Origin of the sequence: Hydrogenophaga bisanensis, assembly GCF_042665135.1 — a bacterium.
Lineage (GTDB): Bacteria > Pseudomonadota > Gammaproteobacteria > Burkholderiales > Burkholderiaceae_C > Hydrogenophaga > Hydrogenophaga bisanensis.
Map to the genome: position 1 here is coordinate 30,872 of NZ_JBHTBX010000007.1, position 24,573 is coordinate 55,444.

A 24,573-nucleotide genomic window follows, 5' to 3' on the forward strand; every position below is an offset into this window, starting at 1 on the left:
CGCCAGTCTGCTGCAAGCCAGCGTCCACCGGGTCGTCGCAAAATAGCGGACCCAACATTCAGGACGGCTGGTCATGAGCTCATCACAGACTCCCCTCATCACCTTCATCGGCGGCGGCAACATGGCCAGCGCCATCATCGGCGGTCTGGTCCGCCAGGGCCACCCGGTCAACGCTCTGCAGGTGGTGGAGCCCTGGGACGAGCAGCGCGTCAGGCTCACGCAGCAGTTTCCTGGCATGACCGTGCTGCCCGCCGCCAGCGCTGAACTGAAGCCGTCCGACCTGGTGGTCTGGGCCGTCAAGCCGCAGACCTTCAAGGACGCCGCCGAAGCCGCCCGCGCCCACGTGGCCGGCGCGCTGCACCTGAGCGTGGCCGCCGGCATCACCAGCGAGAGCATCGCCCGCTGGCTCGGCACCGAGCGCGTCGTGCGTGCCATGCCCAACACCCCGGCCCTGGTCGGCCTGGGCATGACCGGCCTGATGGCGCGCGCCGCGGTGAGCGCCGACGACAAGGCCCTGGTCGAGCAAGTAGTGCGCACCACGGGCGAATTGGTGTGGGTGAACGTGGAAGCCGACCTGGACGCCGTGACTGCCCTGTCCGGCTCGGGCCCGGCCTACGTGTTCTACTTCCTGGAAGCGATGCGCGATGCGGGTGCCGCCATGGGCCTGTCGCCCGAGGTGGCCTACCAGCTGGCGGTCGGCACCTTTGTCGGCGCCTCGACGCTGGCCCAGCGCTCGGATGACCCGCCGCAGGTGCTGCGCGAGCGGGTCACCTCCAAAGGGGGCACCACCTACGCGGCCATCACATCGATGGAATCCTCGGGCATGAAGGACCGCTTCGCCCAGGCCCTGAAAGCGGCACAGGCACGGGCCGCCGAGCTGGGGCGCGAATTCGGTGCCTGAGCCTCAGGCCAGACCCGCCACCACCCCGGCAAATACGGTGAAGCCCAGCCAGTGGTTGAGGCGAAAGGCCTTGAAGCAGCCTTCACGCGTGCGGTCCTTGATGAGCTGGTAGTGCCAGACCACCTGGGCCAGCGCCACGACCAGCGTGACCGCCCAGACCACCAGATTCACCTGCTCCCAGAGGACCGCGGTCCAGATGCCCAGAAAGACCAGATAGAACACCGTGATGGCCGGCACATCGGCATCGCCCAGGGTGATCGCCGAGGTCTTCATGCCGATCTTCAGATCGTCGTCGCGGTCCACCATGGCGTACTCGGTGTCGTACGCCAGCACCCAGAACAGGTTGCCGACCATCAGCCACCACGCCTCGGTGGGCACGCTCTCCAGCACACCGGGACTGGCAGCATCGGTGACGGCGCGGGCACCGAACAGCTCCCAGGCGGGTCCGCCCAGCACCGCGGCAAATGCCATGGGAATGCCAAAACTGAAAGCCACCCCCAGCACCGCCTGCGGCATGGAGACATGGCGCTTGGCGTAGGGGTAGATGAGCGACAGGACCAAGCCCACCACCGACCAGGCAATGGTCGACAGATTGGTGGTCAGCACCAGCAGGAAAGCCACAAAGGCCAGCACGCCACCGACCGCCAGCGCCTCCCGGACGCCGATACGGCCACTGGTGACCGGACGCGCCGCGGTCCGCTTGACGTGGCGATCGAAGTCGCGGTCGGCGATGTCGTTGACGCAGCAACCCGCACTGCGCATGAGGATGGTGCCCGCGACAAAAACAGCCAGCAGGTGCCAGCCGGGGAAGCCATCGGCCGCCACCCAGAGTGCCGAGAGTGAGGGCCAGAGCAGCAACAGCCACCCTGCCGGGCGGTTCCAGCGGATCAGGTCCAGATAGAGATTCAGGCGCGAAGGCGCCGCCATGGCCGCAGCTCCCATGTCAGGACAGCCGCTTGACGCCCGGCAGTTCGCAGGCATAGATGGCGTTGCGCAACTCCGCGATGGCCTCGTAGCGGGTGAAGCTGCGCCGCCACGCCAGCACCACGCGGCGCGTTGGCGGGTCACCCTGGAAGGGCAGGTAGCGCACGAACGACGAGTCGCCAAAATCGGCATCCTCGGGCGCCGACCCGTCCAGCGCCGAACTGGGCACCGACAGGCGAGGGACGAGCGTCACGCCCATCCCGGCGGCCACCATGTGCTTGATGGTTTCCAGCGAAGAGCCCTCAAAACTCTTGCGAATGCCCTCGGCATCGTTGGAAAAGCGCGCGAACTCCGGGCAGACCTCCAGCACGTGGTCACGGAAGCAGTGCCCGGTTCCCAGCAGCAGCATGGTCTCGCGCTTGAGTTCCTCGGACGTGATGCTGTCGGCCTTGGCCAGCGGGTGATTGACCGGGACCGCCGCCAGGAAGGGCTCGTCGTACAGCGGCGCCAGGGCCAGGTTGGTGTCCGGAAAGGGCTCGGCCAGAATGGCACAGTCGATTTCACCCAGACGCAACTGCTCCAGCAGCTTGGTGGTGAAGTTTTCTTGCAGCATGAGCGGCATCTGCGGGGTCCGCTCGATCACCTGACGCACCAGGTTGGGCAGCAGATAGGGGCCGATGGTGTAGATGACACCCAGGCGCAGGGGGCCGGCGAGCGGATCCTTGCCACGCTTGGCGATCTCCTTGATGGCGGCGGCCTGCTCGAGCACCGTCTGGGCCTGGCGGACGATTTCCTCCCCCAGGGGCGTCACCGCGATCTCGCTGGCGTTGCGTTCGAAGATCTTGAGCTCCAGCTCCTCTTCCAGCTTCTTGATGGCCACGGACAGCGTGGGCTGCGACACGAAGCAGGCTTCGGCCGCCTTGCCGAAGTGCCGCTCGCGGGCCACCGCGACGATGTACTTGAGTTCGGTGAGCGTCATGGGCGTATTTTGCCCGTGCTTCTAGGCTTTGAGGTATTCGGCCTTGGTACCCAGCCAACGGGCCACGTGCCGCTCGGCAGCTTCGGGGTAATGCGTCAGCATCTCGGCTGCCGCCTGCCGTGCCCACTCCAGCAGGTGGGTATCGGTGGCCAGGTCGGCAAAGCGCAGCAGCGGCGCACCGGACTGGCGGGCGCCCAGGAACTCGCCGGGACCGCGGATCTCCAGATCCCGGCGAGCGATCTCGAACCCGTCGGTGGTCTCGGCCATGGCCTTCAGGCGTTCCCGTGCTGTCTCGCCCAGACGCCCGCCCTCGGGCGGGGTGTACAGCAGCACGCAGGCCGAGGCCGCTGCCCCCCGCCCCACCCGTCCGCGCAACTGGTGCAGCTGCGACAGGCCGAAGCGCTCGGCGTGCTCAATCACCATCAGCGAGGCATTGGGCACGTCCACGCCGACCTCAATCACCGTCGTGGACACCAGAACCCCCATCACCCCTTCGCTGAACAGGGCCATCACCGCCTTTTTCTCCGCCACCGGCATGCGCGAGTGCAGCAGGCCAACCATGACGCCACCCAAGGCTTCACTGAGTTCAGCGTGGGTCGCGGTGGCGTTGGACAGGTCCAGGGCCTCGCTCTCTTCGATCAGCGGACAGACCCAGTAGACCTGCCGGCCCTCGGCCACCTGCGCGCGGATGCGCTCGATCACCTCGTGGCGTCGGCTGTCGGCCACGACCTTGGTCACGATCGGCGTACGTCCGGGCGGCAGTTCGTCGATGGTCGAGACGTCGAGGTCCGCGTAGTAGCTCATGGCCAGGGTGCGCGGGATCGGGGTGGCGGTCATCATCAGGAGGTGCGGTTCTCCGGCCACGTCAGAGGCGCCGTCTCCCATCTTGCTGCGCAGCGCCAGCCGCTGGGCCACACCGAAGCGGTGCTGCTCGTCGATGATCGCCAGGGCCAGGTTGCGGAACTGCACCTGCTCCTGGATCACCGCATGGGTGCCCACCACCAGCGCCGCCTCACCGCTGGCAATGAGCGCCAGCATCTCGGTGCGCTGCTTTTTCTTCTGGCTGCCCGTCAACCAGGCCACGCGCTTGCCCAGGGGGGCCAGCAAGGGTTCCAGCCAGCCGACCAGCTTGGCAAAGTGCTGCTCGGCCAGGATTTCGGTGGGCGCCATCAATGCGCATTGCCAGCCCTCATCCATGGCGATGGCGGCGGCCAGCGCGGCCACCACGGTCTTGCCTGAGCCCACATCCCCCTGCAACAGGCGGTGCATGGGCACCGGCCGTGACAGGTCGCGCGCGATTTCCTCACCCACCCGGCGCTGCGCCGCCGTCAGACCGAAGGGCAGCGCCCCCAGCAGCTGCTCATGCAAGCCGCCACTGCGCAGCGGGAGCACCGGTGCCCGCAGGGCATCTCGTTCGCGCTTGGCTGCCAGCTGTGACAGCTGCTGGGCCAGCAGCTCTTCAGCCTTGAGCCGCTGCCAGGCCGGGTGGCTGTGGTCTTCCAGCGCGTCCAGCGACACATCCGGCCCCGGGTGGTGCAGGTAGTGCAATGCCTCGCGCAGGCTCATCAGCGGCGCACGCAATCCCCTGAGCGTTGTTTGCAACGATTGCAGCACCCCGGTGGGCAGCGTCTCGCCCAGGTCCGCCCGGCGCAGACCCGAAGCCACCGCCTTGCGCAAGTAGGGCTGGGGCAGTTGCGCACTGGTGGGGTAGACCGGCGTGAGCGCATCGGGCAGGTCACCGCCGGCGGCCTGGAAGGCCGGGTGCATGAGGCTGCGTCCCAGAAAACCTCCCCGGATCTCCCCGCGCACCCGCACCCGCGCACCAACCGCCAGCGCCTTCTGGTGCGAGGGATAGAAGGTGAAGAAACGCAGGGTGCAGGTGTCGGTGCCGTCGTCCAGCGTCACCAGCAATTGCCGCCGGGGCCGGTAGCTGATCTCCTGGTGGGTCACCGTGCCTTCAAGCTGCACCACCTGCCCGTCACGGGCATCGCGCAGGGTCGTGATGCGGGTTTCGTCCTCGTAGCGCAAGGGCAAATGCAAGGCCAGGTCGATGTCGCGGACCAGGCCCAGCTTGCGCAGCGCCTTCTGGGGCGCGGACAAGGGTTTTGAGGGCGTGGCAGCGGCGGCTTCGGCGGACATGGGAGAATTCTGCCTGCATTTCCTGTATTTTTATCCACCCTTTCGGGTGATGCCTTTCCCCGATCACCTTGGAACGGGCCTGGTCCGGCCCTCAAGCGCATGAGCACTCCATCCTCCTCCCCGGCACACGGGTTCACCGTCGCCGACTTTGACTTCCACCTCCCTGAAGACCTGATCGCCCAGCACCCGGCCGCCGAGCGCAGTGCCTCGCGCCTGCTGGACGGCAGGCGCACAGCCCCGGTCGACCGCATCTTCCGGGACCTGCCCGGCCTGCTGGAGCCGGGCGACCTGCTGGTGTTCAACGACACCCAGGTGGTCAAGGCGAGGATCTTTGGCGAGAAGGCTTCCGGCGGAAAGCTGGAACTGCTGATCGAGCGCGTGCTGCTGCCGCACGAAGCCACCGACGGCTCCGGCAACGAGGTGGTCGGCCACCTGCGGGTGAGCAAGAAGCCCCTGCCCGGCGGGCGACTGCACCTGGCCGGAGGCCTGAAGGGCGGCGGGTTTGACGCCGTGTTCATCGGCCGCTGGCCCGACGAGCAAGGTCAGCTCTTTCGCCTGCGGCTGGAAGGCACGGCCGGGGAGGACCCATATGCGCTGATGGAGCGCCACGGCCACGTGCCGCTGCCGCCCTACATCACCCACGGGGACACCGAAGACGACGCACGCCGCTACCAGACCGTGTTTGCCCGGGTGCCTGGCGCCGTGGCCGCGCCCACCGCCGCGCTGCACTTTGACGAAGGCGTGCTGGCGGCGCTGGAGGCACGCGGTGTTCAGCGGGCCAACGTGACCCTGCATGTGGGCGCCGGCACCTTTGCCCCGATGAAGACCGAGCGCATCGCCGACCACGTGATGCATCGCGAACGCTACGCCATCCCGCCCGCGACGGTTCAGGCGATGGCGGACTGCAAGGCGCGCGGCGGCCAGGTCGTGGCGGTGGGCACCACCACCGTCCGGACGCTGGAGAGCTGGGCACGCAGCGGCGAACTGCAGGGTGACACCGACATCTTCATCACGCCGGGCTTCCAGTTCCAGGTGGTGGACCGCCTGATCACCAACTTCCACCTGCCCAAGAGCACGCTGATGATGCTGGTCAGCGCGTTTGCGGGCTATGACCACATCATGGCGCTCTACCGCCACGCGGTGGCCCAGCGTTACCGCTTCTTCAGCTACGGCGACGCGATGCTGCTGGAGCGGTCAACCCAGATCCAATAGGACTCGCCCGGCCTCAACCTTGACCGGCCAGACCTTGATGGGCTTGCTGGCCGGCTCCAGGGTGGCGGCGCCGGTGCGCAGATCGAATCGTCCCTGGTGGAACGGACATTCGATCTCCGTCCCTTCAATGAAGCCGTCGCACAGCTTGGCCGGGCCATGGGTGCACTGGTTGTCGGTGGCGAACACCTGGCCTTCCACCGAGAACAGGGCAATGTCGTGACCGCACGGGGTGACCGCGATGCCCGCGCCTTCGAACAGATCGGCCTCGGCGGCCACATCGATCCAGTTGCTCATGGTCAGATCGGGTAGATGATGGAGTTCGGAATCATCTCACTGTCGTAGACGCACAGCCGATGCGCGAAGCGATAACCTTGCGGCGTGCTGACCACGATGTCGAGATAACGGCCGACGTTGAAGACCGTGCTCGGTCCGTCGAGCTTGGTGCGGAACACCGCATAGTTGGCCTCGCAATGCAGGCGCCCTTGGTCATCGATCTGACGGACGATGGGGGCGCCCACGACATGGCGCTGGTAATACGGATCGTGGAACAGCGTTTCCTTGATGCCATACACCCGGTCACGCAGCATGGCCTGGCTGTCGAAGGCCAGGGTGGCCAGAGGGAAACCGCGCTCGTGGTTCTCACGCGGCTGCAGCTTGTAGACGCAGTCGGCGGTGAAGAAGGTCGGCCACAGGTCCCAGTCGCCGCTGTCGACGGCCGAGGCGTAGTCGCTGTAGAGCGCCTGCAGAGCCTGCCAGGTGTCGAAGTCGATCTTGACGGGGGCGCTCATGGCTGCACCTCCGCGGTGTGTTCAGGTGCCTCCATCACCTTGCGCCAGTATTCGTACATGCCGCGGATCAGGGTCTCAGTGACCATGTGGTCGGTCTCGCCCACCTCGCGCCCGCCCAGTTCGGCCAGGGCGCGGTGCTGCGGCTTGCTGTCGAAGGCCTGCTGCGAGAACTCGATCACTTCACCGTCATCGGCACTGACGAAACCGGCCGGGCCGAACAGGTTGGCCTGGCGCAGGCGCCGCTCGGTCATCTCGGGCGAATCATCCTCGAAACCGAAGTGGGTCCACACGAAGTCGAAGGCACCGTGGCCGTCGGGCTGGATGTGGCGCGTGCTCACGCTGTTGACCTGCTGCTGGAAGATCACGCTGGGAAACAGTGTGGTCATCACTGCTGTGGGCACTTTGTCGTCCAACTGCCACCAGGGCTCCGGCACGATGTCCAGGAAGCGCGGGTCTTCCAGCTGCATGCTTTCCTTGAAGCTGGAGACCTGCGTCACCTGCGCCGCCTGGCCGCTGGCCTGGCCCATGCTGCCGCGGGTGGAGATCATCGCGGCGTGCCGGTGGTGCGCGTCCATGCGCAGCTCGCTCTTGTTGTCGGCGCGCCAGAGGCCGAAGGTGACGAACCAGGTGTGCAGCAGGCCCGGGTGGTACGGGTCCTTGATGTTCTCCTGCATCAGCTTCCAGTTGCCCGGGATGCGCTGGCGGTTGTAGCCCAGGATGGTGAGCTTGCGACCATTGAAGAGGCGATCAAAGTAGCGCAGGATGGTCGACCCCATGTAGTCTTCGAGCGACTCGACCTCGTGGTCGAAGCTGGCGAACACCACCCCCCCTCGTACAGCCACCTTCAGCCGCGTCAGGCCATGGTCCCTGGGGTTGAAGTCGGCGGGCATGCCGCCGTTGACCTTGCCGTCCTGGCGCACGCCGCGCCGCAGTGGCACACCCTGCAGGCTGCCGTCGGGCGTGTAGCTCCACTGGTGGTACGGGCAGACAAATTCGGTCGTGTTGCCGTGCCGCTTGCGGCAAAAGCGCATCCCGCGGTGCGCACAGACGTTCTCCACCACGTGGATCTGGCCGTCGGCCGCGCGGGTCATGATGACCGATCGCTCGCCAACCACCGTGCGCTTGAAGTCACCGGGGTTCGGGATTTCAGCCTCCAGCCCCACGTAGCACCAGTGGCCCCGATAGAAGAAGCGGTCGAGTTCGCGCTGGTGGCGCTGCTCGTCGGTGTAGACGGCAAAAGGAATGCGGCTGGTGCCCCCGCCTTCCCAGTGCAGGTTGTCGGGGCCGCTGCAGGCGGTCGTCGTCATGGCTTGTCTCCGGTATTTCAAGCCGATCATGCAGAACGCCACACTATCCGGCAATCGGATTTCATCAATAGGTCACATTCACCAATGAAATAATGGTCAGACCATGAAGCTGACCGACATCGACCTGAACCTGCTGGTGGTCTTTCACCACCTGGTGCGCGAGCGCGGGGTCTCGCGCACGGCCGATGCGCTGGGCCTGAGCCAGCCGGCGGTCAGCAACGCCCTGGCGCGGCTGCGCCGGCTGCTGGGGGACGAGCTCTTTCTGCGCACCGCCACCGGCATGGCCCCCACGCCCTACGCACAGGAACTGGCCGGCCCCGTGGCTCAGGCACTGGAGACGCTGCATGGCGCCCTGAACGTACGCACCCGCTTCGAACCGGCCACGAGCCGCCGCTGCTTCACCCTGGCCCTGACGGACGTGGGAGAAATCTACTTCCTGCCCGTGCTGATGGAGGCGCTGGCGGACCTGGCCCCTGGTGTGACCCTGCGCTGCGTGCCGGTGGCCGACCCCAACCTGCGTGAAGACATGGCGGCGGGGCGGGTGGATCTGGCGCTGGGTGCACTTCCCTCGCTGCAGGCGGGTTTCTACCAGCAGGCCTTGTTCCGGCAGCGCCACGTGGCCCTGATGCGGGCCGACCACCCGCTCACGCCGGCGCGACGGATCAGTGCAGCGCAACTGCGCCAGACGGCCCAGGTGCGGGTGGCCGCCTCGGGCACCGACCACGGGCGCCTGGACGAATGGATGGCGCAGCGGGGCGTGAGCCGACCTGTCCAGCTGACCGTCCCCCACTACGTGGCGCTGGGTCAGGTGCTGTCGGACACCCGGCTGATGGCCATCGTGCCCGAGCGCTTTGCCACCCGGGTCTGCCAGCCTTTCGGACTGGTCAGCCGTCCGCTGGCCCTGACCCTGCCCACCAGCGTCATCTGCCAGTACTGGCACAGCCACCTGCACCGCGACGCCGGTCACCAATGGCTCAGGCACCTGATGGCTTCGCACTTCGGCACGACCGAGGCCGCGGAAACCACCGGCCAGGCACGAGCGAACGGCTGATGAACCGTGCGGCACGTCTCGCCCGCGCCACACGCCGGGCTGCGGCTGCGACCGATGCCGCATCCCGTAACACCTTGGTACCTTCTCGTGCCAGAATCGCCACCGTGCGCATGGACAATCGACTGCGTCTCACCAGCCACCGTCATCTCCCGTGATCGAAATCCTGACCCGCCTTGGCATCGCCCTTGTTCTTTCCGTGACCCTCGCCGTCTTGCTGGCCTGGGGTTGGGACGCTTCGGATCACCAAAACGCGACGGCCGCGCAGATGGTCGAAGCCCCGGCGGGATCTGCCGCTCGCTGAAGCACCGAGGCCGCCGCTCATGAACACCCGCTGGATCGCGCTGCCCGCCCTGCTTGGCGCCCTCACGGTTCAGGCCGCGGACGACGAGATCCTGCGCCTGACCCAGGCCTCGGGGTGCGTGGCCTGCCACCAGACAGAACCGTCGCGCACGGCCGGCAGTCCACCACCGCTGGCGCCGGCCTGGCGCGACATCGCCACCCGCTACAAGAGCGTCAAGGGCGCCCAGCAGCAGCTGACCGCCACTGTCATGACCGGTTCGCTGCCCGCTGACCAGGGCCGCAGCCCCTACGCCAGCCACTGGACCGGCAAGGTTCAGGGCGAGTTCATGCCCACGCACCGGCACGCGGTCACCCAGGCCGACGCAGCCCGCATCGTTGCCTGGATCCTGGCGCTCGAACCCCTGAAATAAGTTCCGCCAGCATCGCATCGGCCGCTTTGAGACAATGCGGCCCATGCTCCAATTCGACCTGCTCAAAACCGAAGGCCATGCGCGCCGCGGCCGCCTCACGCTCAACCATGGCGTGATCCAGACCCCCATCTTCATGCCCGTGGGCACCTACGGCACCGTCAAGGGGGTCATGCCCGCCAGCCTGGAGGACATGGGGGCCCAGATCATCCTGGGCAACACTTTCCACCTGTGGATGCGCCCGGGCCTGGACATCATGAAGAGCTTTGGCGGACTGCACGGCTTCGAAAAGTGGAACAAGCCGATCCTGACCGACTCGGGCGGCTTCCAGGTCTGGAGCCTGGGTGACATGCGCAAGATCACCGAAGAAGGGGTGCATTTCGCGTCGCCCGTCAACGGCGACAAGCTGTTCATGTCGCCTGAGGTCAGCATGCAGATCCAGACGGTGCTCAATTCGGACATCGTGATGCAGCTGGACGAGTGCACGCCCTACTGGCAGGGCGAGAAAGGCTCCGGTCACATCACGACCGAGGCCGAAGCCCGCAAGAGCATGGAGATGAGCCGGCGCTGGGCGGTTCGCTCCAAGGCCGAGTTCGAGCGCCTGGGCAATCCCAACGCGCTCTTTGGCATCGTGCAGGGCGGCATGTTCGAACACCTGCGCCAGGAGTCGCTCGACGCCCTGGTGGAGATGGACTTCCCCGGCTACGCCATCGGCGGTGTCAGCGTGGGCGAACCCAAGGACGAGATGCTGCGCATCATGGCCCACACCCCGCACCGCCTGCCGGCCCACAAGCCGCGTTACCTGATGGGGGTGGGCACACCGGAGGACCTGGTTGAGGGCGTGGCCTGCGGCGTGGACATGTTCGACTGCGTCATGCCCACGCGCAACGCGCGCAACGGCCACATGTTCACCCGCTATGGCGACCTGAAGATCCGCAACGCGCGCCACAAGAGCGACCATCGCCCGCTGGACGAGACCTGCACCTGCTACGCCTGCGCCGGCCGCAGCGGCGTCAGCTACGCCGATGGCGGGCGCGAGGGCTTCAGTCGCGCCTACCTGCACCATCTGGACCGCTGCGGCGAGATGCTCGGCCCCATGCTGGCCACCATCCACAACCTGCACTACTACCTGAACCTGATGCAGGAGGTACGCGACGCACTGGATGCTGGTGCGTTCGAGGCCTTCCGCAGCCGCTTCAAGGCCGACCGCGCGCGCGGCGTGTGAGCGCTGGCGCATGACGGCCGCCACCGCCCATCACGAGTCCCTGATCCCGCGCCGGGTGCTGCCGGTGCTGGTGGCGGCGCAGTTCGCCGGCACCTCGCTGTGGTTCGCGGTCAATGCGGTCATGCCCGACCTGCAGCGCGAGTTCGGCTGGCCCGCCACGGCGGTGGGGTCGTTGACCTCGGCGCTGCAGTTCGGTTTCATCCTGGGTACGCTGGTGTTTGCCTTGCTGGCCATTGCCGACCGCTTCCCGGCCCGCGCCGTGTTTCTGGTCTGCGCCCTGGCAGGTGCTGCGTGCACGGTGGGTGCCTGGGCGATGGTGGCGGACTACCAGGCACTGATGGGCTGGCGTTTTGCCACCGGCTTCTTCCTGGCCGGCATCTACCCGGTGGGCATGAAGATCGCCTCACAGTGGTACTCGCGGGGCTTGGGCGCCGCCCTGGGTCTGCTGGTGGGCGCCCTGGTGATCGGGTCGGCCAGCGCGCATGCGCTGCGCGCCCTGTCCTACGCCCTGCCCTGGCCCACCCTGATGCTGGGCGTGGCCGCGCTGGCCGCCGCCGGTGGCCTGATGCTGTACCTGCTGCTGCCCGACGCACCAGGTGCGGTGGCCCGCGTCACCACCCTGCAGTGGCGGGCGCTGGGCACCCTGTTGTCGGATGCGAAGGTGCGCAGCTCGGTGCTGGGCTACTTCGGCCACATGTGGGAGCTATACACCGTCTGGGTGTTGATGCCGCTCATCCTGGCCAGTCGGCTGGAGGGCACGGCCTTGTCCTGGGCCGCGTTTGCGCTGCTGGGCTCCGGGGCCCTGGGCTGCATCGCCGGCGGGCAAATGGCGCAGCGCTGGGGCAGCGCCCGTGTGGCCGGCGTGCAGCTGGCCCTCAGCGGCCTGTGCTGCGTGGTGGCCCCCTGGGCCATGGAGGCACCGGACCTGCTGTTCTACGGCTGGCTGCTGATCTGGGGCATCACGGTGGCGGGCGACTCGCCCCAGTTCTCCACGCTGACCGCGCGCAACGCCCCGGCGCAAGCGGTGGGCAGCGTGCTGACCTTGACCAACAGCATCGGCTTTGCCATCTCCATCGTCAGCATCCTGCTGTTCGTGCAGCTGTCGACGGTGATGTCACTGGGCCTGCTGCTGCCGGCCCTGGCCCTGGGGCCGGTGCTGGGCCTGCTGGCCCTGCGGCCACTGGTCAAGGCCGAACACCGCCCCTGACCATACCGCCACTGAGCATGCCGCCTCAGGCCTGCACAGCCGGCGGCACCGCGTCTGTTGTCGGTTGCGCGGCCGCTGTGCCACAGGCATAGCAATAGCGGGCAAAAGCACTCTTGCGGGTGTGGCAATGGCCGCAATGGTCGAACAGGCACAGACCGCAGTGCGGGCAGAAATCGGTTTTGCCATCCTTCAGATCGACCGCACGCTCGCAGCCCGGGCAGACGTTCTTGGTCAGCCGCGCCTGCGCCAGATCGTAGTCCAGTTCCCGCCGACGCTGGGTGTCCGGCAAGGCTTCGGCCTGCTTCTGCCGCTCCAGATAGCGCTGCAAGGCCTGGATCGCATAGCGCCCGCCCACCACCGTCAGCACGATGCCCACGATGTAGCGCACATAACCTCCGTAGCTCGGCAGATAAGGCACCAGTTCCACGAAGAAGGCAAACAGCGCGAAGATGATGAAGCCCCAGACGAACGGCCACGATGCGCCCTTGCGGTGCTTCCTGAACAGCCATCCGGCCACCAGCAGCAGGGGCAGCGTCAGCGCCAGCCGGTAGCCAAACACCCTCAGCTCCTGAGCGCGAAGGGCAGACTCGTAGGAATCGCGCGCCTGTTCGCGCAGGTCCTGCAACTGGGTCTGCGCCCGCTGCTGTGCCTGACGCGCATCAAGGGCGATTTGCTGTTGCCGTTCCACGGCCGCCAGCGCTTCCCGCTCGGTCTGGCGCAGTCCGTCCAGTTCGCGGGTTCGGCGCAGCAGTTCCTCGTCCTGTTCCGGACGCTCGGTGGCCCGCCGCGTGGCCAGCCAGTTGGAATAGGTCTCGCGGGCCGCACGGTTGTTGGCCTGGGCAGTCTGCAGCTTGAGCTGGGCCTGGTCCAGGGCCGCCTGCGCCTCTTCGGCCTCGCGCTCCGCGGACTTGATGGTCGCCTTGAGTTGGGGGGTGCGCTGCGGGTCCATGAAGTCGTCCAGGGAACGCACCTGCTCCACCTTGGGCAGATCCCCCACGATGGTGCTGCCCAACCCGGTCAGGAACCAGGCAAACAGGAACGCCACCAGCCACAGGCCCCGACGAAACCACTTTTCTGACAACCGCAAAGACTTGCTCATCCTCTTCCCCTTGAAAACCGTTGTGTGATCATGATTGTCAGCCCACTCACCGGCTGATGCGCTGCGGAACCCAGACCGGACCGCGCCAGCCATTCAGGCACTGCGCCGACAGCCAACCGTTCAACAAGGAGGACAGATGTACCAACGAGGGTATCTTGCTAGATCTTTCTTTGAGCATCGATCTCCCGGATCAACTCTCTGGCCTCGTCTCCCTCCGGAATGGGACGTCCGCTGTCCCGCCACTCGATAGCGGACTTGAAGCCATGTGCCTGGGCATGGCGCCGGAACCACAGACCCTCAGGGTTGTGGCGGGTGATGCCATCAAACACGGTCGCCATCATCTGGGTCTGCTCAAGGCCCATGTTCAGCATGACCTGGTTGACCACCATCTTGTGCATGGCCAGGTGGGCGCGGGGAACTCCCGCGATCCTGGAAGCCAGCTTCATGGTGGCCGCTTCCAGCTGATCTGGCGGCACCGCCATGGTGGCCAACCCCCATTCAGCTGCAGTCCTCCCGTCAATCAGATCCCCGGTGAACATCACCTGCTTGGCCCGCATGGGCCCGAGGCGAAATGTCCACATCGCCGTGGTCGGGCAACCCCATACCCTCGTGGGCATGTAGCCGATGCGGGCATCCTCGGCCATCACCAGCAGGTCGCAGCAAAGGGCAATGTCGCTGCCACCGGCCGCGGCAGCACCATGGACCTTGGCGATGGTGGGTTTCGAGCTTCTCCAAAGCGCCATGAAGTCCTCGGTGTTGCGCTTCATGTAGGCATAGTCGACCATTGGGTCCCATGGCGTCGTCTCCTGCTGGCAGGGATGTTCGATCTGCTGCTCTGCATAGCCCGACAGGTCATAGCCACCACAGAAGCCCTTGCCAGCACCTTCGATGATGATCGCATGCACCTCGTCGTCGGCATTCGCCCACTCGACCGCGGCCCGGATCTCGCGTGGCGTCTCGTCGCTGATGGCGTTCAGTCGCTCAGGCCGATTCAGAAGGAGCCGAGCGACGCGAGGATTCTGCGGATCCTTGTCGATCTGGAGCGTGGTGTATTTGGGCATGGATGGCTTCTCCTTCAAGGGATGAACATGGCAATCAAATCAGGCAGTCAACATTGACTGTATGCAGGACACATCGGACAGTCAATACTGACGGTATGATGATTGGACACATGCAAGACACGGCCAAACGGAAAAAGACAGCGCGACGCCGCGACCCCGTGGAGCCCTCCATCCGGGATCGGGTTCTCGGTGCTGCGGTCTCTCTCCTGATTGAGCAAGGTGCGGCCCGGACGACCACGCTGGCGGTGCAGCAGCGGGCGGGGGTCAGCCGCGGGGCTTTACTCCACCATTTCCCCACGCATGCCGATCTGCTGTCCGCCACTGTGAACGAGCTCGTCCGCCGCAACGAGCAAACCGTGTATGAGATGCTGGACAAACTGCAGGACGCACCCGATGCGGTGGAGCGTGCCGTGCGAGCTCTGGCATTGATGATGGCCCAACCCGCCTTCATGGCGGAGCTGGAACTCTGGGCCATCGCCCGCACCGATGTTGGCCTGCGGGATGCCCTGGGCAAGGTGGAACGTGATGCGCGCAAGGACAGCGAACGGGTTCTGAAAGCCTTGTTTTCGTCTGTGGCCGACCTGCCTGGTCACGACGCGGTGATCGCGATGACGACGGACTTCCTGCGTGGGTTTGTCTTGTCGGGGGTGTTGCGACGCAGCTCCGCGCGTCGGCAACAGATGATCAGTCACTGGGTACGCGCCACAAAGATTCTTCTGGAGCACTGGTCCTGAGCAGCTGACTGGCACCTGCGCCTGACAGGCTGCACCGATCACGTCAACGAATTGCGTCGGAAATCTCGAAACTTTCTCTATGCTGCGGCGGTGAATACCGTCAGCACACCGGTGTAGCCGTAGAGGTGGTGCCGTGCGATCTCTCCGCCGGCGAAGAAGCCGATCAGCGGCACATCGCCCAGCGCGCGGCGCACCACCTGCAGTTCGGCACTGTCGCCACCGAAATGGGGGCCGCCCCGGCCCGAGCAGCTGACGTAGACCGCGCCGACGATCTCCCTGCTGACCTGGGCGGCGCTGTCCTCCTCATCCGGCCCCAGAGAGCCGCCCACACCCACGCTCACCCCCTGCGGCTCCAGCTCCTCGCGGATCTCGGTGCAGATGCGGACCAGGTCCGCACGGGCCGCATCCACGTGGCGCTCGCAGAACGCCAGGCAAGTGCCGGTCGGCGGCCTGTCCGCAATCGCCACCCCCCGGCGCGCGGGGTCCAGTCCGATGATATGCCGCACCTCCACGGCATCACCGAACTGCCTTCTGGCCATCAGGCGCGCATCGTCCTGGCCGCCGGGCGCAGACAGTCCCACCAGGGTGGACCGAAGCCTGGTCATCGCTTCCTGGGTGTGGTTGAGATCGATCCCGGCCTCCTCCAGCAACACACCCAGCGCCGGCTGGCCATCCAGAGCGAGCACCACATTGCCATCGACCTGGGTCACCACATGCTGCGCGCCAATGGGCCGCGCGCCCTGGGTCACCCGGGACACCAGTTGCACCCCGGAGGCAAAGGCCACCCCGCTCATGCCGCCGGCGAACACACCGTCTGCAGACTTGAGAGCGCTGGCAGCACCCCGATCACCGAGAGCAAACTGCACCGATGCGCCACGGCTGCTGGACAGCCCGCCGAACAGGTAGCCCGTGGCGGTGCGCGACGCCATTTCAGCAATCAGTTCCGGCAGGTCCGCCGTCTGACCGTCGGCATGGATCAGGGCCGTGTGCGCCTGAAACCCGGTGTCAGGCAGCCCACGGGCGGGCAAGGGGGCGACGCCGCTGAAGACCCGGTATTGCTGCGGCGAAAGATCGCAGGCCATCACCGCCATGGCCGGCTCGTCGAAATACTCCACCCCGGTGGCGCAGATGCCAACCCCCACGGTGCCCGCCCAGTCCCGGATCTCGGGCAGCTCGTCGGACAGGTAACCCAGGATGTCCCGGGCGTGCGCGGCGTAGTGGTCGGTGATGTAGAGCAGACCCAGCGGCGGCGTGGCAGCGTGTCCGGGTAGGCTCATCTGGGCCCGCAACTGGGCCACGACCAGTGCCGCGGCCATGCGCCACTGCGGGTGGGTGGCATGGGCAAGGGGAAAACGCTTCATGTCCGACTCACTTCGTGGATCGCCGTCGCGCTGTCGCCGGAGCAGCCGCCTTGCGGGCAGCGGTCGGCGCCTTCTTGCCAGCCCCCTGGCCCGTGACCGCGCGGGCGGCGGCCTTGCCCACACCGGCGGCCACGCCCATGTTGCGCCCGACCGTGTCGGCGGCCTTGCCGGCCATGTTGGTGGCGGTCTTGACCGCCTGACCGGTGAGCTCGCTGGCCATGTGCTGGGTGGCGTCGAGCACGCCCTGCTTGGCCACGTCCTTCATCGCGTTGGTGGCGATCTGCTGGAACTGCTGGGACACCGCGCCCCACCACTGCATGGGGTCCACGACCCCGGCAGGGGCACCGGCAGCCCCGGCGCTGGACTTGCTCCTGGACGCCGCGGTCTTGCGGGCGGGTGCCTTCTTGCTGGCTGGCTTGGCTGGCTCAGCGGCTGCGGCCGACTGGCCATACGTGCGTTCAGGCACCTCCAGACCGGCAAACTTGGGCTTGCCTTCGGGCGTGAGGGTGGCCCCCAGACCGGCCGCCGTGTCGGCCGCCTTGATCTTGAGCGCGTTGGCCACATCGCCCAGACTGAAGTTCATGGTCTTGAGCGTGGCCAGTGTCATCTTCTGGACCTCCAGCGCCTGGATGGTCGCGCCCAGTGCCTTGGCGTTCTGGTCCAGCCAGAAATGCACCGCCTTGAGTTCCTCGATGCGCTTTTCCAGCTCTTCGACATTGAAGGTGGGCGCCACCCAGTTCGACAGGTTGGGGATCTGCGGCAGGTTCTGACTGATGCCCTGGGCCACACCGCTGGCGGCCTGCCCCGCCAGGTTCTGCAGGAAATCGAAACCGGGTACGAACTTGCCAAATCCGCTGGACTGGGTCATGGGGCTTCTCCTCGGTGGTCTGGGGTGGCAGGTGCTCAGCCGTCGATGCCGTAACGCGGCGCCCTGCGCTCCCGCAAGGATGCCACACCTTCGCGCACATCGGGGCCGGCAAATCCCATGAATTCCAGGGCCAGCGAGGTATCGAATGCCGGGCCGGCCTGGCGCAGCCAGTTGTTGAGCGAGTACTTGGTCCAGCGGATCGCTGTCTGGCTGCCACTGGCCAGACGGTCGGCCACTTCATAGGCCTTGTCCAGCAGGGCGTCGTCCTCGACCGCCAGCGAGACCAGACCAATGCGCTCAGCCTCCTCACCGCTGATGGGGTCGCACAGCATCAGGTAGTACTTGGCCTTGGCCATGCCGCACAGCAGCGGCCAGACGATGGCGGCGTGATCGCCCGCCGCCACACCCAGGCGTGTGTGACCGTCCACGATCTTGGCGCTCCTGGCGGCAATCGAGATATCGGCCAGCAGGCCAGCCACCAGACCCGCGCCCACAGCGGGACCGTGCATGGCGCTGACGATGGGCTTGTCGCAGTTGATCACGTTGTAGACGAGATCGCGGGCTTCCTTCCAGACGCGGGTGCGCACCTCGAAGTCGGTGGCCATGTCCTGCACCAGGGCCAGGTCTCCGCCCCCGGAGAAGCCCATGCCGCTGCCGCGAAGCACCGCACACCGCACGCTGTCGTCACGGCCCACGTCGCGCCAGATCTCCGACAGCTCCCAGTGGCCCTCATGGCCAGCCGTGGGCAGCTTGCCGTTGCCGCCGGGACCATCGGCCTTCATGCGGATGTCGAGCACCGACGGGACGCCATCCACGGCGGGGCCTCGGCGGGTGATCTCCAGGGTCTGGTATCGGCTGTAGTCGACGGTATTCATGCACGGTCTCCGGTGTACTTCGGGAAAAAGCGATGTCCGGATTCTCGGTGGAATTCTGGTCCGATCCTGCGGCGATTCCTCGGGGGATTCCCTGCCGACATGGGCTTGCTTGACATGTGTCAACACACCCGGGCGCGGCCAGGTTCAAGATACACATGAAGACAGAGACCAACCAGAACCCACAGGAGCAACCATGAGCCAGGACATTTCCGACACCTTCAAGCTGCAGCTGACCCAGATGCGCACCGATCTGCTGGCGCAGTTGCGGGCCCAGCGCGGCGGTCGCGTCGGTCGCGCTGAATCGGCGGCCGAAGCGCGCGAGAACGCCAGCGACGACTGGGCAGCCGCCGATGCCGAGCGGGACCTGACCTTCGCGCTGGAAGAGCGCGAGTCAGCCGAGCTGGTGGCCATCGATGAGGCGCTCAAACGGATTGCCGATGGCAGCTTCGGTCAATGCACCGACTGTGGCATCGACATCGGAACCGCCCGGCTGCACGCCAACCCGACCGCCATGCGCTGCGTGGCCTGCCAGGAAAAAGCCGAAAAGGCCCACGGTGGCGTCAGCACACCCAGCATGTAGTTTTTCGAATCAACCCGTTTTTTGACCGAAGGAGAACCCCGAATGACCACATTCCACGCCGTCGTCTGGCTGGACCACACCCAGGCCCATGTGCTGATGTTCGACAAGGAGCATGTCGAGTCGCAGCGCGTCAAGGCACGCCACCAGCACACCCCCAAGCACGGGCACGTCGGCGCCGACAAGGATTTCTTTGCGCAGATCGTGCAATCGCTGCAAGGCGTCGCCGAGATTCTGGTGACCGGGCCGGCCAACGCCAAGATCGAGTTCCGGGACTATTGCAAGCACCACGCCCACGCCGTCGACAAGGCCATCGTGGACGTGGTCAGCGCCGACCACCCGACCGATGCACAACTCGTGGCCATGGCCCGACAGTATTTCCTCAAGTACGACCAGACAGCCGCCGACCCGACCCAGCGTTGAGTCGCCACGCTTCCCGTCGTTTCACAGCCCGCCCCCCGGCGGGCTTTTTTGTGTCTGTGCGAGACAGGGCCGGCACCGCTTTGATATGCTGGCCCGATGAGCACATCGACCACCGACATGGCCACCCTGCCCGCCCGCAGCCTGTTTCACCTGGCCTTCCACGTGACCGACCTGGACGAAGCCCGCCGCTTCTATGGCGGCGTGCTGGGCTGCACCGAGGGCCGCAGCACCGACACCTGGGTGGACTTCGATTTTTTCAGCCACCAGATCTCGCTGCATCTGGGCGAGCCCTTCAAGACCGCTCGCACCGGCAAGGTGGGTGACCACATGGTGCCCATGCCGCACTTCGGTCTGGTGCTGCTGCTGCCTCAGTGGCAGGCGCTGGCTCAACGACTGGAGGCCGCCGGGATCGAGTTCGTCCTCAAACCCCAGGTGCGCTTCCAGGGGCAGCCCGGCGAACAGTGGACCATGTTCTTCTGCGACCCCTTTGGCAACCCGATCGAGGTCAAGGGCTTCCCGACCATCGAAGGGATCTTCGCCACCTGAGCGTCAGGGCTCAAAGCAGTGCGTCGACCTTCTGTCCGCTGCCGCGCCACTCGGGGAAGCCCCCGCGGAACCAGTACACGCGCTTGAAACCCGCCTTGATGGCCGCGTGGCTGGCCTTGTAGCTCTTCCAGCACTCGGCGCCGTTGCAGGCGAACACCAGTTCGGCATTGCGGTCGCTGCCCAGCTGGGTCACATCGAACTGGTCCATCGAGGCGTCGTAGTCCGCATCCTTGGGGCTCTTCTCGACGTACGGCACGAGTTTGGCACCGGGCACATGCCCGGCCTTGAACTCGGGCTCGGTCCGGGTATCGATGTATCGGGCACCCCGGGCGAGCAACTGCGCCACGGCGGCAGCGTCCACCACTTCCGCGCCCGGCAGGCTGCGCGGCGTGAAATAGCCCAGGGTGGACACATAGCGGAAGTCGTCGGCCTTCAGGCTGACGACTGGCCCTTGGTCGGCCGATGACAGGGCATCGCCCAGGGCGGCTCGGAAGGCATCGACCGCGATGCGGCTGTCGTTGCGCAAGACCACGCTCATGCCTGGGGCGGACTGGGTCTCCATGACGGCCACCAGCTTTTCACCGGCCGCGACCCACCGCTCGAAGACGGCCTTTTCCACCGCCACCACCTCGCAGCGCTTGACCTGCAGACAGGGCAGCAGTGCCTCCTGGTACCGGGTCTGGTACACCGAGGCGAAGTGACGCTTGAAGGTGGTGTTGGCGGCATTGACTTCGCCTCGCATCAGGTAGGTGACCACGCTGTCCTGCGATGGCATGCCCAGGCGCTTGCCCTGCGCCTTGGCCAGCGAATCCACGCCACTGCCCGCCGGTGCCACCAGCACGGCCCTGACCGGCCGGTCCAATCCCAGCACAGGGGTGTAGCCATAGCGCACCGCGCTGCCCACCACATGTGAGGGCGCGATGAAGACGTCCTGAATGCGGGAGCGGGTGGCCTGCAGATCCACTGTGGCGTCGGTCGAGAGCTGCACCGCCGGGGCCGACACCCCGTTCTTGCGCAGCGCCTGCTCAACCGCCTGCTTCCACTGGCTGTAGACCGCAAATCGCGAAGATTCGCCCTGATCGCCCGGGTTGATCAGCACCTTGGTCTGGGCCTGCGCGGCGGACATCGTGCCCGCGATCAACAGACCCATCACAGAAACCACCGGCCCGAACCGGCGGTGGCGAATCGTCTTGCGCATCGTTGTCCCCTGCCGGGCGGAAGCTGCCCTTGCAGAGCATTCTAGGAACGCATCGGTGGACGTGGGATTGTTCACGCTGGCGGTGTCGCCAGACGGCGGTCATGGGCCGACGAAACGACCTTGGGGCTCAATCAGTGGCCAGCGGTGCGATTTCCTGGTCGATGGCGCCGAAGACACTCTGGCCGTCACGACCTTTCATCTCGATGCGGATGGTGTCACCGTATTTCATGAACCCGGTGGAGGGTTTGCCGTCCAGAATGGTTTCGATGGCGCGCTTCTCGGCAATGCAGGAGTAGCCTTTGGGCCACTCTTTGCGGCCGTTGACCTCCACCGCCTGGTTGCTGACGGTGCCGGAGCCGACAATGGAGCCAGCCCGCACGTTGCGGGTCTTGCAGATGTGGGCGATGAGCTGCCCGAAGTGGAAGGTCATTTCCGGTCCGGCGTCGCACATGCCCACCTTGCGGCCGTTCCAGGTGCTCTGCAGCGTCAGGTGCACGCGCCCTCCCTGCCAGGCGTCGCCCAGCTCATCGGGGGTCACGGCCACCGGACTGAACGCGGTGGCCGGCTTGCTCTGGAAGAAGCCGAAGCCCTTGGCCAGTTCGGCCGGGATCAGGTTGCGCAGACTCACGTCATTGGCCAGCATGAGCAGGCGCACCCCATCAAGGGCCTGCTCTGGGCTGCTGCCCATGGGGACGTCACCGGTGACCACGGCAATCTCGGCCTCGAAATCGATCCCGAAGTCCTCGCTGGCCACCACCACCGGATCGCAAGGCCCGATGAAGTCATCGCTGCCGCCCTGATACATCAGCGGGTCAGTGTAAAAGCTCTGGGGCACCTCGCTCTGGCGGGCCGCGCGCACCAGCTCCACATGGTTGAGGTAGGCCGATCCGTCGGCCCACTGGTAGGCCCTGGGCAGCGGCGCCATGCACATCGCCGGATCGAACGCAAAGGCGTGCCGGGCCTTGCCATGGTTCAGGGTCACCGACAGGTCCTGCAGCTGTGGCGCCAGGAAGTTCCAGTCATCCAGCACCTGTTGCAGCGTCTGCGCGATGCCCGTCGCATAATGGGCGGTTGACAGGTCGCGCGAGACGACCACCAGCTGTCCGTCGCGCGAGCCATCCTTGTACGTGGCGAGTTTCATGCAAGTCTCCTGCGGCCGTGTGGGCCGGCGAATGAGGCGAAGGTGCCGCCCGAAACCCGCTATTGTGCCGACCATGAATCACACCCGATCGAGCCACGCCAACGAGAGCGACGTCACTGCCGACGCCCCGGACGAGGGCGAACCGCAGCGCGCCGGCATCCAGTCGGTGGAGGTGGGGTTCGAACTGCTCAAGGCCCTGTCGGAAGTGCCGGGCGCGCTGATGCTGCGCGACCTAGCGGCTGCGGCCGGCATGAGCGCCGCCAAGGCGCACCGCTACCTGGTGAGCTTCCAGCGCATGGGCCTGATCGTGCAGGACCCGCTGAGCAACCGCTACGACCTGGGACCTGCCGCCCTGCGCCTGGGCCTGGCCACGCTCTCGCGCATCGACGCGGTGAAGATGGCCCGCGAGCGCATCCCCGCACTGCTGCAGGAAACGGGACATACCCTGGCGATCGCCGTCTGGGGCAACCAGGGACCGACCATGGTGCACTGGGCCGAGGCGCCGCAGGCTGTGCCGGTCACGCTGCGGCTGGGGGACGTGATGCCCTTGCTGACCTCGGCCACCGGCCGCTGCTTTGCCGCTTTCATGCCTCACGAGGGGCAGGACGGACAGCGCATCCCGCCCATGATCCGCGAGGAACTGGCACGGCTGAACCGGCTGCCCAGCACCGGCCTGCCCATGGAGGACGTGCCGCTCACGCCTGCGCAGGTGGATGCCATGCTGGAGGACACCCGCCGCCACGGCATGGGTCGGGTGGTGCACAGCATGGTGGCAGGGGTGGGCGGTTTCTGCGCCCCCGTCTTCGACGCCCAGGGCCGGCTGACGCTGGGCCTGGTGGTGCTGGGTTCACTGGCCTCCCTGGACACGCGCTGGGAGGGTCAGCCGGCCCAGGCCTTGCGCCGGTGCGCCGACCAGATCAGCGCCGACATCGGCCACCGACCCGGATGATGTCGGCAGTTGCACCCACAGCCACCCGGGCGGACACCACGCCCTGGGCGCGCCTGAGCGCCCTGACGGTGGCGGTGATGCTGGCCCACGCCCTGGTGCTCAACGGGGGCCTGCCCACGTTCCAGGACACGGGCCTGCCGGGCGAACTGGCCGATGCCAGCGAAGCCGTCGCCGACCGCCAGACCCCGGCTGCCGATGCACCGTCGGCCGAATCGACGGCCCCTGCGCGCCCGCGCCCGGTCACCCGAAGCCAGGTCAGGTGGATTGAGCTGGCCCCCCCCCCGCCGCCCGAGCCACCGCCTCCCGCACCGGTCAAGCGCCGACCGCCTCCCCCACCTCCGGCGCCAGCGCCGGTGCCAGCCCCCGAACCGGTGGCCGAGGTCCCCGTGCCTGACCTCACGCCGGCCGCCGGCATCCCGTCCGACCTGGGCCCTGAGATGGCGCAGGCGCCGTCCGCTGACACCCTGCCTGTGCCGGACACCGGTACGCCAGCCCTGGCCACAAAGGAACCTGCCACCACCCCGGCCGTTGCGATGGCACCGGAGGCACCCTTGCCCGGCGATCCTGCGCTCGTCCTGCCACCAGCCCAACTGCCCCCGGCCGGCACACTGCGCTACCAGGTCAGCGGCCAGGCCAAAGGCTTCTCCTACCACGCCAAGGGCTCCCTTCGCTGGCAGCACGGCGCGGGCCGCTACGAAGCCAGCTTCGGCGTCAGCGCCTTTCTGGTGGGCAGCCGCGAGCAACTGAGCCAGGGCCGGGTGGACGATCAGGGCCTGCATCCGGAGCGCTTCAGCGACCGCAGCCGGCGCGAGCGGACCGCGGAACTTGATGCCGGTACCGGCCGCATCCGCTACACCCACGGCGGCGAACGCCCCCTCCAGCGCGGCACACAGGACCGGCTGTCGGTGGCCCTGCAACTGGGCGCGCTGCTCAACGCCCGGCCGCAGGCCTACCCGGCGGGCAGCACGATTCGCCTGCCGGTGACCGACACCTCGCAGGTGGAGTTCTGGGAGTTCGTGGTCGGGCCTGAAGAAAAGCTGGCGATGGTCAGCGGCGAACTCCAGGTCGTCCGGCTGACGCGCCAGCCGCGCCGGCCCGGTGACCGCAAGGTCGAGATGTGGCTGGCCCCCACACTGTCGTACCTGCCGGCCCGCCTGCGCGTCTCGGAGGCCAACGGCGATCACATCGACCAGCTGCTGGAGGCCAAGGACTGACCCGCTGGCCGAGTGCCAAAGTGCTCCGTCCTGTCCGAAAAACCCCACGGTTCTTGAACCCTTGACCGACATCCCCATCTAAACCCG

Annotated in this window: 26 protein-coding genes; 13 read left to right on the forward strand and 13 right to left on the reverse strand. The window is 66.8% G+C overall.

The window, feature by feature from the left end; translation table 11 throughout:
- Positions 1–73: 73 nt before the first annotated feature.
- Positions 74–901 (forward strand): pyrroline-5-carboxylate reductase, encoded by an 828-nt coding sequence (gene proC / locus ACFQNJ_RS11450; protein WP_382257302.1) that lies wholly within the window; start codon positions 74–76, stop codon positions 899–901.
- 3 nt (positions 902–904) lie between these two features.
- Here the strand turns inward: proC and ACFQNJ_RS11455 are convergent, their stop codons facing one another.
- From ACFQNJ_RS11455 to recG, 3 genes are read right to left on the reverse strand one after another with little or no spacing between them, the layout of a single operon-like run.
- Positions 905–1,828 (reverse strand): 4-hydroxybenzoate octaprenyltransferase, encoded by a 924-nt coding sequence (locus ACFQNJ_RS11455; RefSeq protein WP_382257305.1) that lies wholly within the window; start codon positions 1,826–1,828, stop codon positions 905–907.
- Positions 1,829–1,844: 16 nt separating this feature from the next.
- Complete coding sequence (locus ACFQNJ_RS11460; protein ID WP_374643138.1) at positions 1,845–2,804, reverse strand: hydrogen peroxide-inducible genes activator; 960 nt, start codon at positions 2,802–2,804, stop codon at positions 1,845–1,847.
- Between the two features lie 21 nt (positions 2,805–2,825).
- Positions 2,826–4,943, reverse strand: coding sequence for an ATP-dependent DNA helicase RecG (gene recG / locus ACFQNJ_RS11465; protein ID WP_382257309.1), 2,118 nt, complete (start codon positions 4,941–4,943; stop codon positions 2,826–2,828).
- 99 nt (positions 4,944–5,042) lie between these two features.
- Here recG and queA point away from each other — a divergent pair, with 99 nt between their 5' ends.
- On the forward strand, positions 5,043–6,155 hold the full coding sequence (queA, locus tag ACFQNJ_RS11470) for a tRNA preQ1(34) S-adenosylmethionine ribosyltransferase-isomerase QueA (RefSeq protein ID WP_382257312.1): 1,113 nt from the start codon (positions 5,043–5,045) through the stop codon (positions 6,153–6,155).
- Here the strand turns inward: queA and ACFQNJ_RS11475 are convergent.
- The 3 genes from ACFQNJ_RS11475 to ACFQNJ_RS11485 are packed head-to-tail and all read right to left on the reverse strand — an operon-like array spanning position 6,138 to position 8,250.
- Positions 6,138–6,449: a non-heme iron oxygenase ferredoxin subunit gene (locus ACFQNJ_RS11475; protein ID WP_382257315.1), complete on the reverse strand. Its 312-nt coding sequence runs from the start codon at positions 6,447–6,449 to the stop codon at positions 6,138–6,140. The genes queA and ACFQNJ_RS11475 overlap by 18 nt on opposite strands.
- Positions 6,450–6,451: 2 nt before the next feature.
- The gene (locus ACFQNJ_RS11480; RefSeq protein WP_382257318.1) at positions 6,452–6,943 is read right to left on the reverse strand and encodes an aromatic-ring-hydroxylating dioxygenase subunit beta; all 492 of its coding nucleotides are present in this window, start codon (positions 6,941–6,943) and stop codon (positions 6,452–6,454) included.
- Positions 6,940–8,250, reverse strand: a complete 1,311-nt coding sequence (locus ACFQNJ_RS11485) for an aromatic ring-hydroxylating dioxygenase subunit alpha (RefSeq protein WP_382257321.1) — start codon at positions 8,248–8,250, stop codon at positions 6,940–6,942. Before ACFQNJ_RS11485 ends, ACFQNJ_RS11480 begins: the two co-directional genes overlap by 4 nt.
- A gap of 103 nt (positions 8,251–8,353) precedes the next feature.
- Here ACFQNJ_RS11485 and ACFQNJ_RS11490 point away from each other — a divergent pair, with 103 nt between their 5' ends.
- From ACFQNJ_RS11490 to ACFQNJ_RS11510, 5 genes are all read left to right on the forward strand, one after another.
- Complete coding sequence (locus ACFQNJ_RS11490; RefSeq protein WP_382257323.1) at positions 8,354–9,301, forward strand: LysR family transcriptional regulator; 948 nt, start codon at positions 8,354–8,356, stop codon at positions 9,299–9,301.
- A 151-nt stretch (positions 9,302–9,452) separates the two neighbouring features.
- The gene (locus ACFQNJ_RS11495) at positions 9,453–9,602 is read left to right on the forward strand and encodes a hypothetical protein (RefSeq protein ID WP_374643124.1); all 150 of its coding nucleotides are present in this window, start codon (positions 9,453–9,455) and stop codon (positions 9,600–9,602) included.
- A gap of 19 nt (positions 9,603–9,621) precedes the next feature.
- Positions 9,622–10,011 carry a c-type cytochrome gene (locus tag ACFQNJ_RS11500; protein WP_382257326.1) on the forward strand — a complete coding sequence of 130 codons (390 nt, stop codon included), beginning with the start codon at positions 9,622–9,624 and terminating at the stop codon, positions 10,009–10,011.
- A 43-nt stretch (positions 10,012–10,054) separates the two neighbouring features.
- Positions 10,055–11,233, forward strand: a complete 1,179-nt coding sequence (tgt, locus tag ACFQNJ_RS11505; RefSeq protein WP_382257329.1) for a tRNA guanosine(34) transglycosylase Tgt — start codon at positions 10,055–10,057, stop codon at positions 11,231–11,233.
- Between the two features lie 10 nt (positions 11,234–11,243).
- Positions 11,244–12,440 (forward strand): MFS transporter, encoded by a 1,197-nt coding sequence (locus ACFQNJ_RS11510; protein ID WP_382257332.1) that lies wholly within the window; start codon positions 11,244–11,246, stop codon positions 12,438–12,440.
- A gap of 25 nt (positions 12,441–12,465) precedes the next feature.
- Here the strand turns inward: ACFQNJ_RS11510 and ACFQNJ_RS11515 are convergent, their stop codons facing one another.
- Both ACFQNJ_RS11515 and ACFQNJ_RS11520 read right to left on the reverse strand, forming a co-directional pair.
- Positions 12,466–13,539, reverse strand: a complete 1,074-nt coding sequence (locus tag ACFQNJ_RS11515; protein WP_382257335.1) for a serine endopeptidase — start codon at positions 13,537–13,539, stop codon at positions 12,466–12,468.
- Between the two features lie 158 nt (positions 13,540–13,697).
- Positions 13,698–14,600, reverse strand: a complete 903-nt coding sequence (locus tag ACFQNJ_RS11520) for a crotonase/enoyl-CoA hydratase family protein (protein ID WP_382257338.1) — start codon at positions 14,598–14,600, stop codon at positions 13,698–13,700.
- A 110-nt stretch (positions 14,601–14,710) separates the two neighbouring features.
- Between ACFQNJ_RS11520 and ACFQNJ_RS11525 the strand changes: the two genes are divergently transcribed.
- Positions 14,711–15,334 (forward strand): TetR/AcrR family transcriptional regulator, encoded by a 624-nt coding sequence (locus tag ACFQNJ_RS11525; RefSeq protein ID WP_382257341.1) that lies wholly within the window; start codon positions 14,711–14,713, stop codon positions 15,332–15,334.
- A 77-nt stretch (positions 15,335–15,411) separates the two neighbouring features.
- Here ACFQNJ_RS11525 and ACFQNJ_RS11530 read toward each other — a convergent pair whose 3' ends face one another.
- Genes ACFQNJ_RS11530 through ACFQNJ_RS11540 form a run of 3 tightly spaced genes read right to left on the reverse strand, consistent with a single transcriptional unit; the run spans position 15,412 to position 18,438 of the window.
- Entirely contained in the window at positions 15,412–16,695 is a 1,284-nt protein-coding gene (locus ACFQNJ_RS11530) for an FIST signal transduction protein (RefSeq protein WP_382257344.1), read from the reverse strand.
- Positions 16,696–16,702: 7 nt separating this feature from the next.
- A complete protein-coding gene (locus ACFQNJ_RS11535) occupies positions 16,703–17,563 on the reverse strand; it encodes a PhaM family polyhydroxyalkanoate granule multifunctional regulatory protein (protein ID WP_382257347.1) in 861 nt (286 codons plus the stop codon).
- 35 nt (positions 17,564–17,598) lie between these two features.
- Positions 17,599–18,438: an enoyl-CoA hydratase/isomerase family protein gene (locus ACFQNJ_RS11540; RefSeq protein WP_382257350.1), complete on the reverse strand. Its 840-nt coding sequence runs from the start codon at positions 18,436–18,438 to the stop codon at positions 17,599–17,601.
- 193 nt (positions 18,439–18,631) lie between these two features.
- Between ACFQNJ_RS11540 and ACFQNJ_RS11545 the strand changes: the two genes are divergently transcribed.
- The 3 genes from ACFQNJ_RS11545 to ACFQNJ_RS11555 all read left to right on the forward strand — a co-directional run bounded on the left by ACFQNJ_RS11545 (position 18,632) and on the right by ACFQNJ_RS11555 (position 19,984).
- A complete protein-coding gene (locus ACFQNJ_RS11545; RefSeq protein ID WP_374643160.1) occupies positions 18,632–19,018 on the forward strand; it encodes a TraR/DksA family transcriptional regulator in 387 nt (128 codons plus the stop codon).
- A gap of 42 nt (positions 19,019–19,060) precedes the next feature.
- Complete coding sequence (locus ACFQNJ_RS11550) at positions 19,061–19,438, forward strand: hypothetical protein (protein WP_374643159.1); 378 nt, start codon at positions 19,061–19,063, stop codon at positions 19,436–19,438.
- 96 nt (positions 19,439–19,534) lie between these two features.
- Positions 19,535–19,984, forward strand: a complete 450-nt coding sequence (locus ACFQNJ_RS11555; protein ID WP_382257353.1) for a VOC family protein — start codon at positions 19,535–19,537, stop codon at positions 19,982–19,984.
- Positions 19,985–19,994: 10 nt separating this feature from the next.
- Here the strand turns inward: ACFQNJ_RS11555 and ACFQNJ_RS11560 are convergent, their stop codons facing one another.
- Together ACFQNJ_RS11560 and ACFQNJ_RS11565 are read right to left on the reverse strand one after the other, a co-directional pair.
- Entirely contained in the window at positions 19,995–21,182 is a 1,188-nt protein-coding gene (locus ACFQNJ_RS11560; RefSeq protein WP_382257356.1) for a rhodanese-like domain-containing protein, read from the reverse strand.
- Between the two features lie 127 nt (positions 21,183–21,309).
- Positions 21,310–22,323 (reverse strand): fumarylacetoacetate hydrolase family protein, encoded by a 1,014-nt coding sequence (locus tag ACFQNJ_RS11565; protein ID WP_382257359.1) that lies wholly within the window; start codon positions 22,321–22,323, stop codon positions 21,310–21,312.
- Positions 22,324–22,396: 73 nt separating this feature from the next.
- Between ACFQNJ_RS11565 and ACFQNJ_RS11570 the strand changes: the two genes are divergently transcribed.
- Together ACFQNJ_RS11570 and ACFQNJ_RS11575 are read left to right on the forward strand one after the other, a co-directional pair.
- On the forward strand, positions 22,397–23,272 hold the full coding sequence (locus tag ACFQNJ_RS11570; RefSeq protein WP_382257362.1) for an IclR family transcriptional regulator: 876 nt from the start codon (positions 22,397–22,399) through the stop codon (positions 23,270–23,272).
- Positions 23,272–24,486: a DUF3108 domain-containing protein gene (locus ACFQNJ_RS11575; protein ID WP_382257365.1), complete on the forward strand. Its 1,215-nt coding sequence runs from the start codon at positions 23,272–23,274 to the stop codon at positions 24,484–24,486. The genes ACFQNJ_RS11570 and ACFQNJ_RS11575 overlap by 1 nt, the downstream gene beginning before the upstream one ends.
- The last annotated feature ends 87 nt before the right edge of the window (positions 24,487–24,573 follow it).

Bases quoted from the DNA above. Each gene is read 5' to 3' on its own strand.
- ACFQNJ_RS11515 (WP_382257335.1), bottom strand. From the start codon at position 13,539: ATGAGCAAGTCTTTGCGGTTGTCAGAAAAGTGGTTTCGTCGGGGCCTG.
- ACFQNJ_RS11510 (WP_382257332.1), top strand. From the start codon at position 11,244: ATGACGGCCGCCACCGCCCATCACGAGTCCCTGATCCCGCGCCGGGTG.
- ACFQNJ_RS11535 (WP_382257347.1), bottom strand. From the start codon at position 17,563: ATGACCCAGTCCAGCGGATTTGGCAAGTTCGTACCCGGTTTCGATTTC.
- ACFQNJ_RS11460 (WP_374643138.1), bottom strand. From the start codon at position 2,804: ATGACGCTCACCGAACTCAAGTACATCGTCGCGGTGGCCCGCGAGCGG.
- ACFQNJ_RS11550 (WP_374643159.1), top strand. From the start codon at position 19,061: ATGACCACATTCCACGCCGTCGTCTGGCTGGACCACACCCAGGCCCAT.
- ACFQNJ_RS11500 (WP_382257326.1), top strand. From the start codon at position 9,622: ATGAACACCCGCTGGATCGCGCTGCCCGCCCTGCTTGGCGCCCTCACG.
- queA (WP_382257312.1), top strand. From the start codon at position 5,043: ATGAGCACTCCATCCTCCTCCCCGGCACACGGGTTCACCGTCGCCGAC.
- ACFQNJ_RS11560 (WP_382257356.1), bottom strand. From the start codon at position 21,182: ATGCGCAAGACGATTCGCCACCGCCGGTTCGGGCCGGTGGTTTCTGTG.
- ACFQNJ_RS11555 (WP_382257353.1), top strand. From the start codon at position 19,535: ATGAGCACATCGACCACCGACATGGCCACCCTGCCCGCCCGCAGCCTG.
- ACFQNJ_RS11475 (WP_382257315.1), bottom strand. From the start codon at position 6,449: ATGAGCAACTGGATCGATGTGGCCGCCGAGGCCGATCTGTTCGAAGGC.
- ACFQNJ_RS11545 (WP_374643160.1), top strand. From the start codon at position 18,632: ATGAGCCAGGACATTTCCGACACCTTCAAGCTGCAGCTGACCCAGATG.
- ACFQNJ_RS11520 (WP_382257338.1), bottom strand. From the start codon at position 14,600: ATGCCCAAATACACCACGCTCCAGATCGACAAGGATCCGCAGAATCCT.
- ACFQNJ_RS11455 (WP_382257305.1), bottom strand. From the start codon at position 1,828: ATGGCGGCGCCTTCGCGCCTGAATCTCTATCTGGACCTGATCCGCTGG.
- ACFQNJ_RS11490 (WP_382257323.1), top strand. From the start codon at position 8,354: ATGAAGCTGACCGACATCGACCTGAACCTGCTGGTGGTCTTTCACCAC.
- ACFQNJ_RS11540 (WP_382257350.1), bottom strand. From the start codon at position 18,438: ATGAATACCGTCGACTACAGCCGATACCAGACCCTGGAGATCACCCGC.
- ACFQNJ_RS11530 (WP_382257344.1), bottom strand. From the start codon at position 16,695: ATGAAGCGTTTTCCCCTTGCCCATGCCACCCACCCGCAGTGGCGCATG.
- ACFQNJ_RS11575 (WP_382257365.1), top strand. From the start codon at position 23,272: ATGTCGGCAGTTGCACCCACAGCCACCCGGGCGGACACCACGCCCTGG.
- ACFQNJ_RS11525 (WP_382257341.1), top strand. From the start codon at position 14,711: ATGCAAGACACGGCCAAACGGAAAAAGACAGCGCGACGCCGCGACCCC.
- ACFQNJ_RS11565 (WP_382257359.1), bottom strand. From the start codon at position 22,323: ATGAAACTCGCCACGTACAAGGATGGCTCGCGCGACGGACAGCTGGTG.
- ACFQNJ_RS11485 (WP_382257321.1), bottom strand. From the start codon at position 8,250: ATGACGACGACCGCCTGCAGCGGCCCCGACAACCTGCACTGGGAAGGC.
- ACFQNJ_RS11570 (WP_382257362.1), top strand. From the start codon at position 22,397: ATGAATCACACCCGATCGAGCCACGCCAACGAGAGCGACGTCACTGCC.
- tgt (WP_382257329.1), top strand. From the start codon at position 10,055: ATGCTCCAATTCGACCTGCTCAAAACCGAAGGCCATGCGCGCCGCGGC.
- ACFQNJ_RS11480 (WP_382257318.1), bottom strand. From the start codon at position 6,943: ATGAGCGCCCCCGTCAAGATCGACTTCGACACCTGGCAGGCTCTGCAG.
- recG (WP_382257309.1), bottom strand. From the start codon at position 4,943: ATGTCCGCCGAAGCCGCCGCTGCCACGCCCTCAAAACCCTTGTCCGCG.
- proC (WP_382257302.1), top strand. From the start codon at position 74: ATGAGCTCATCACAGACTCCCCTCATCACCTTCATCGGCGGCGGCAAC.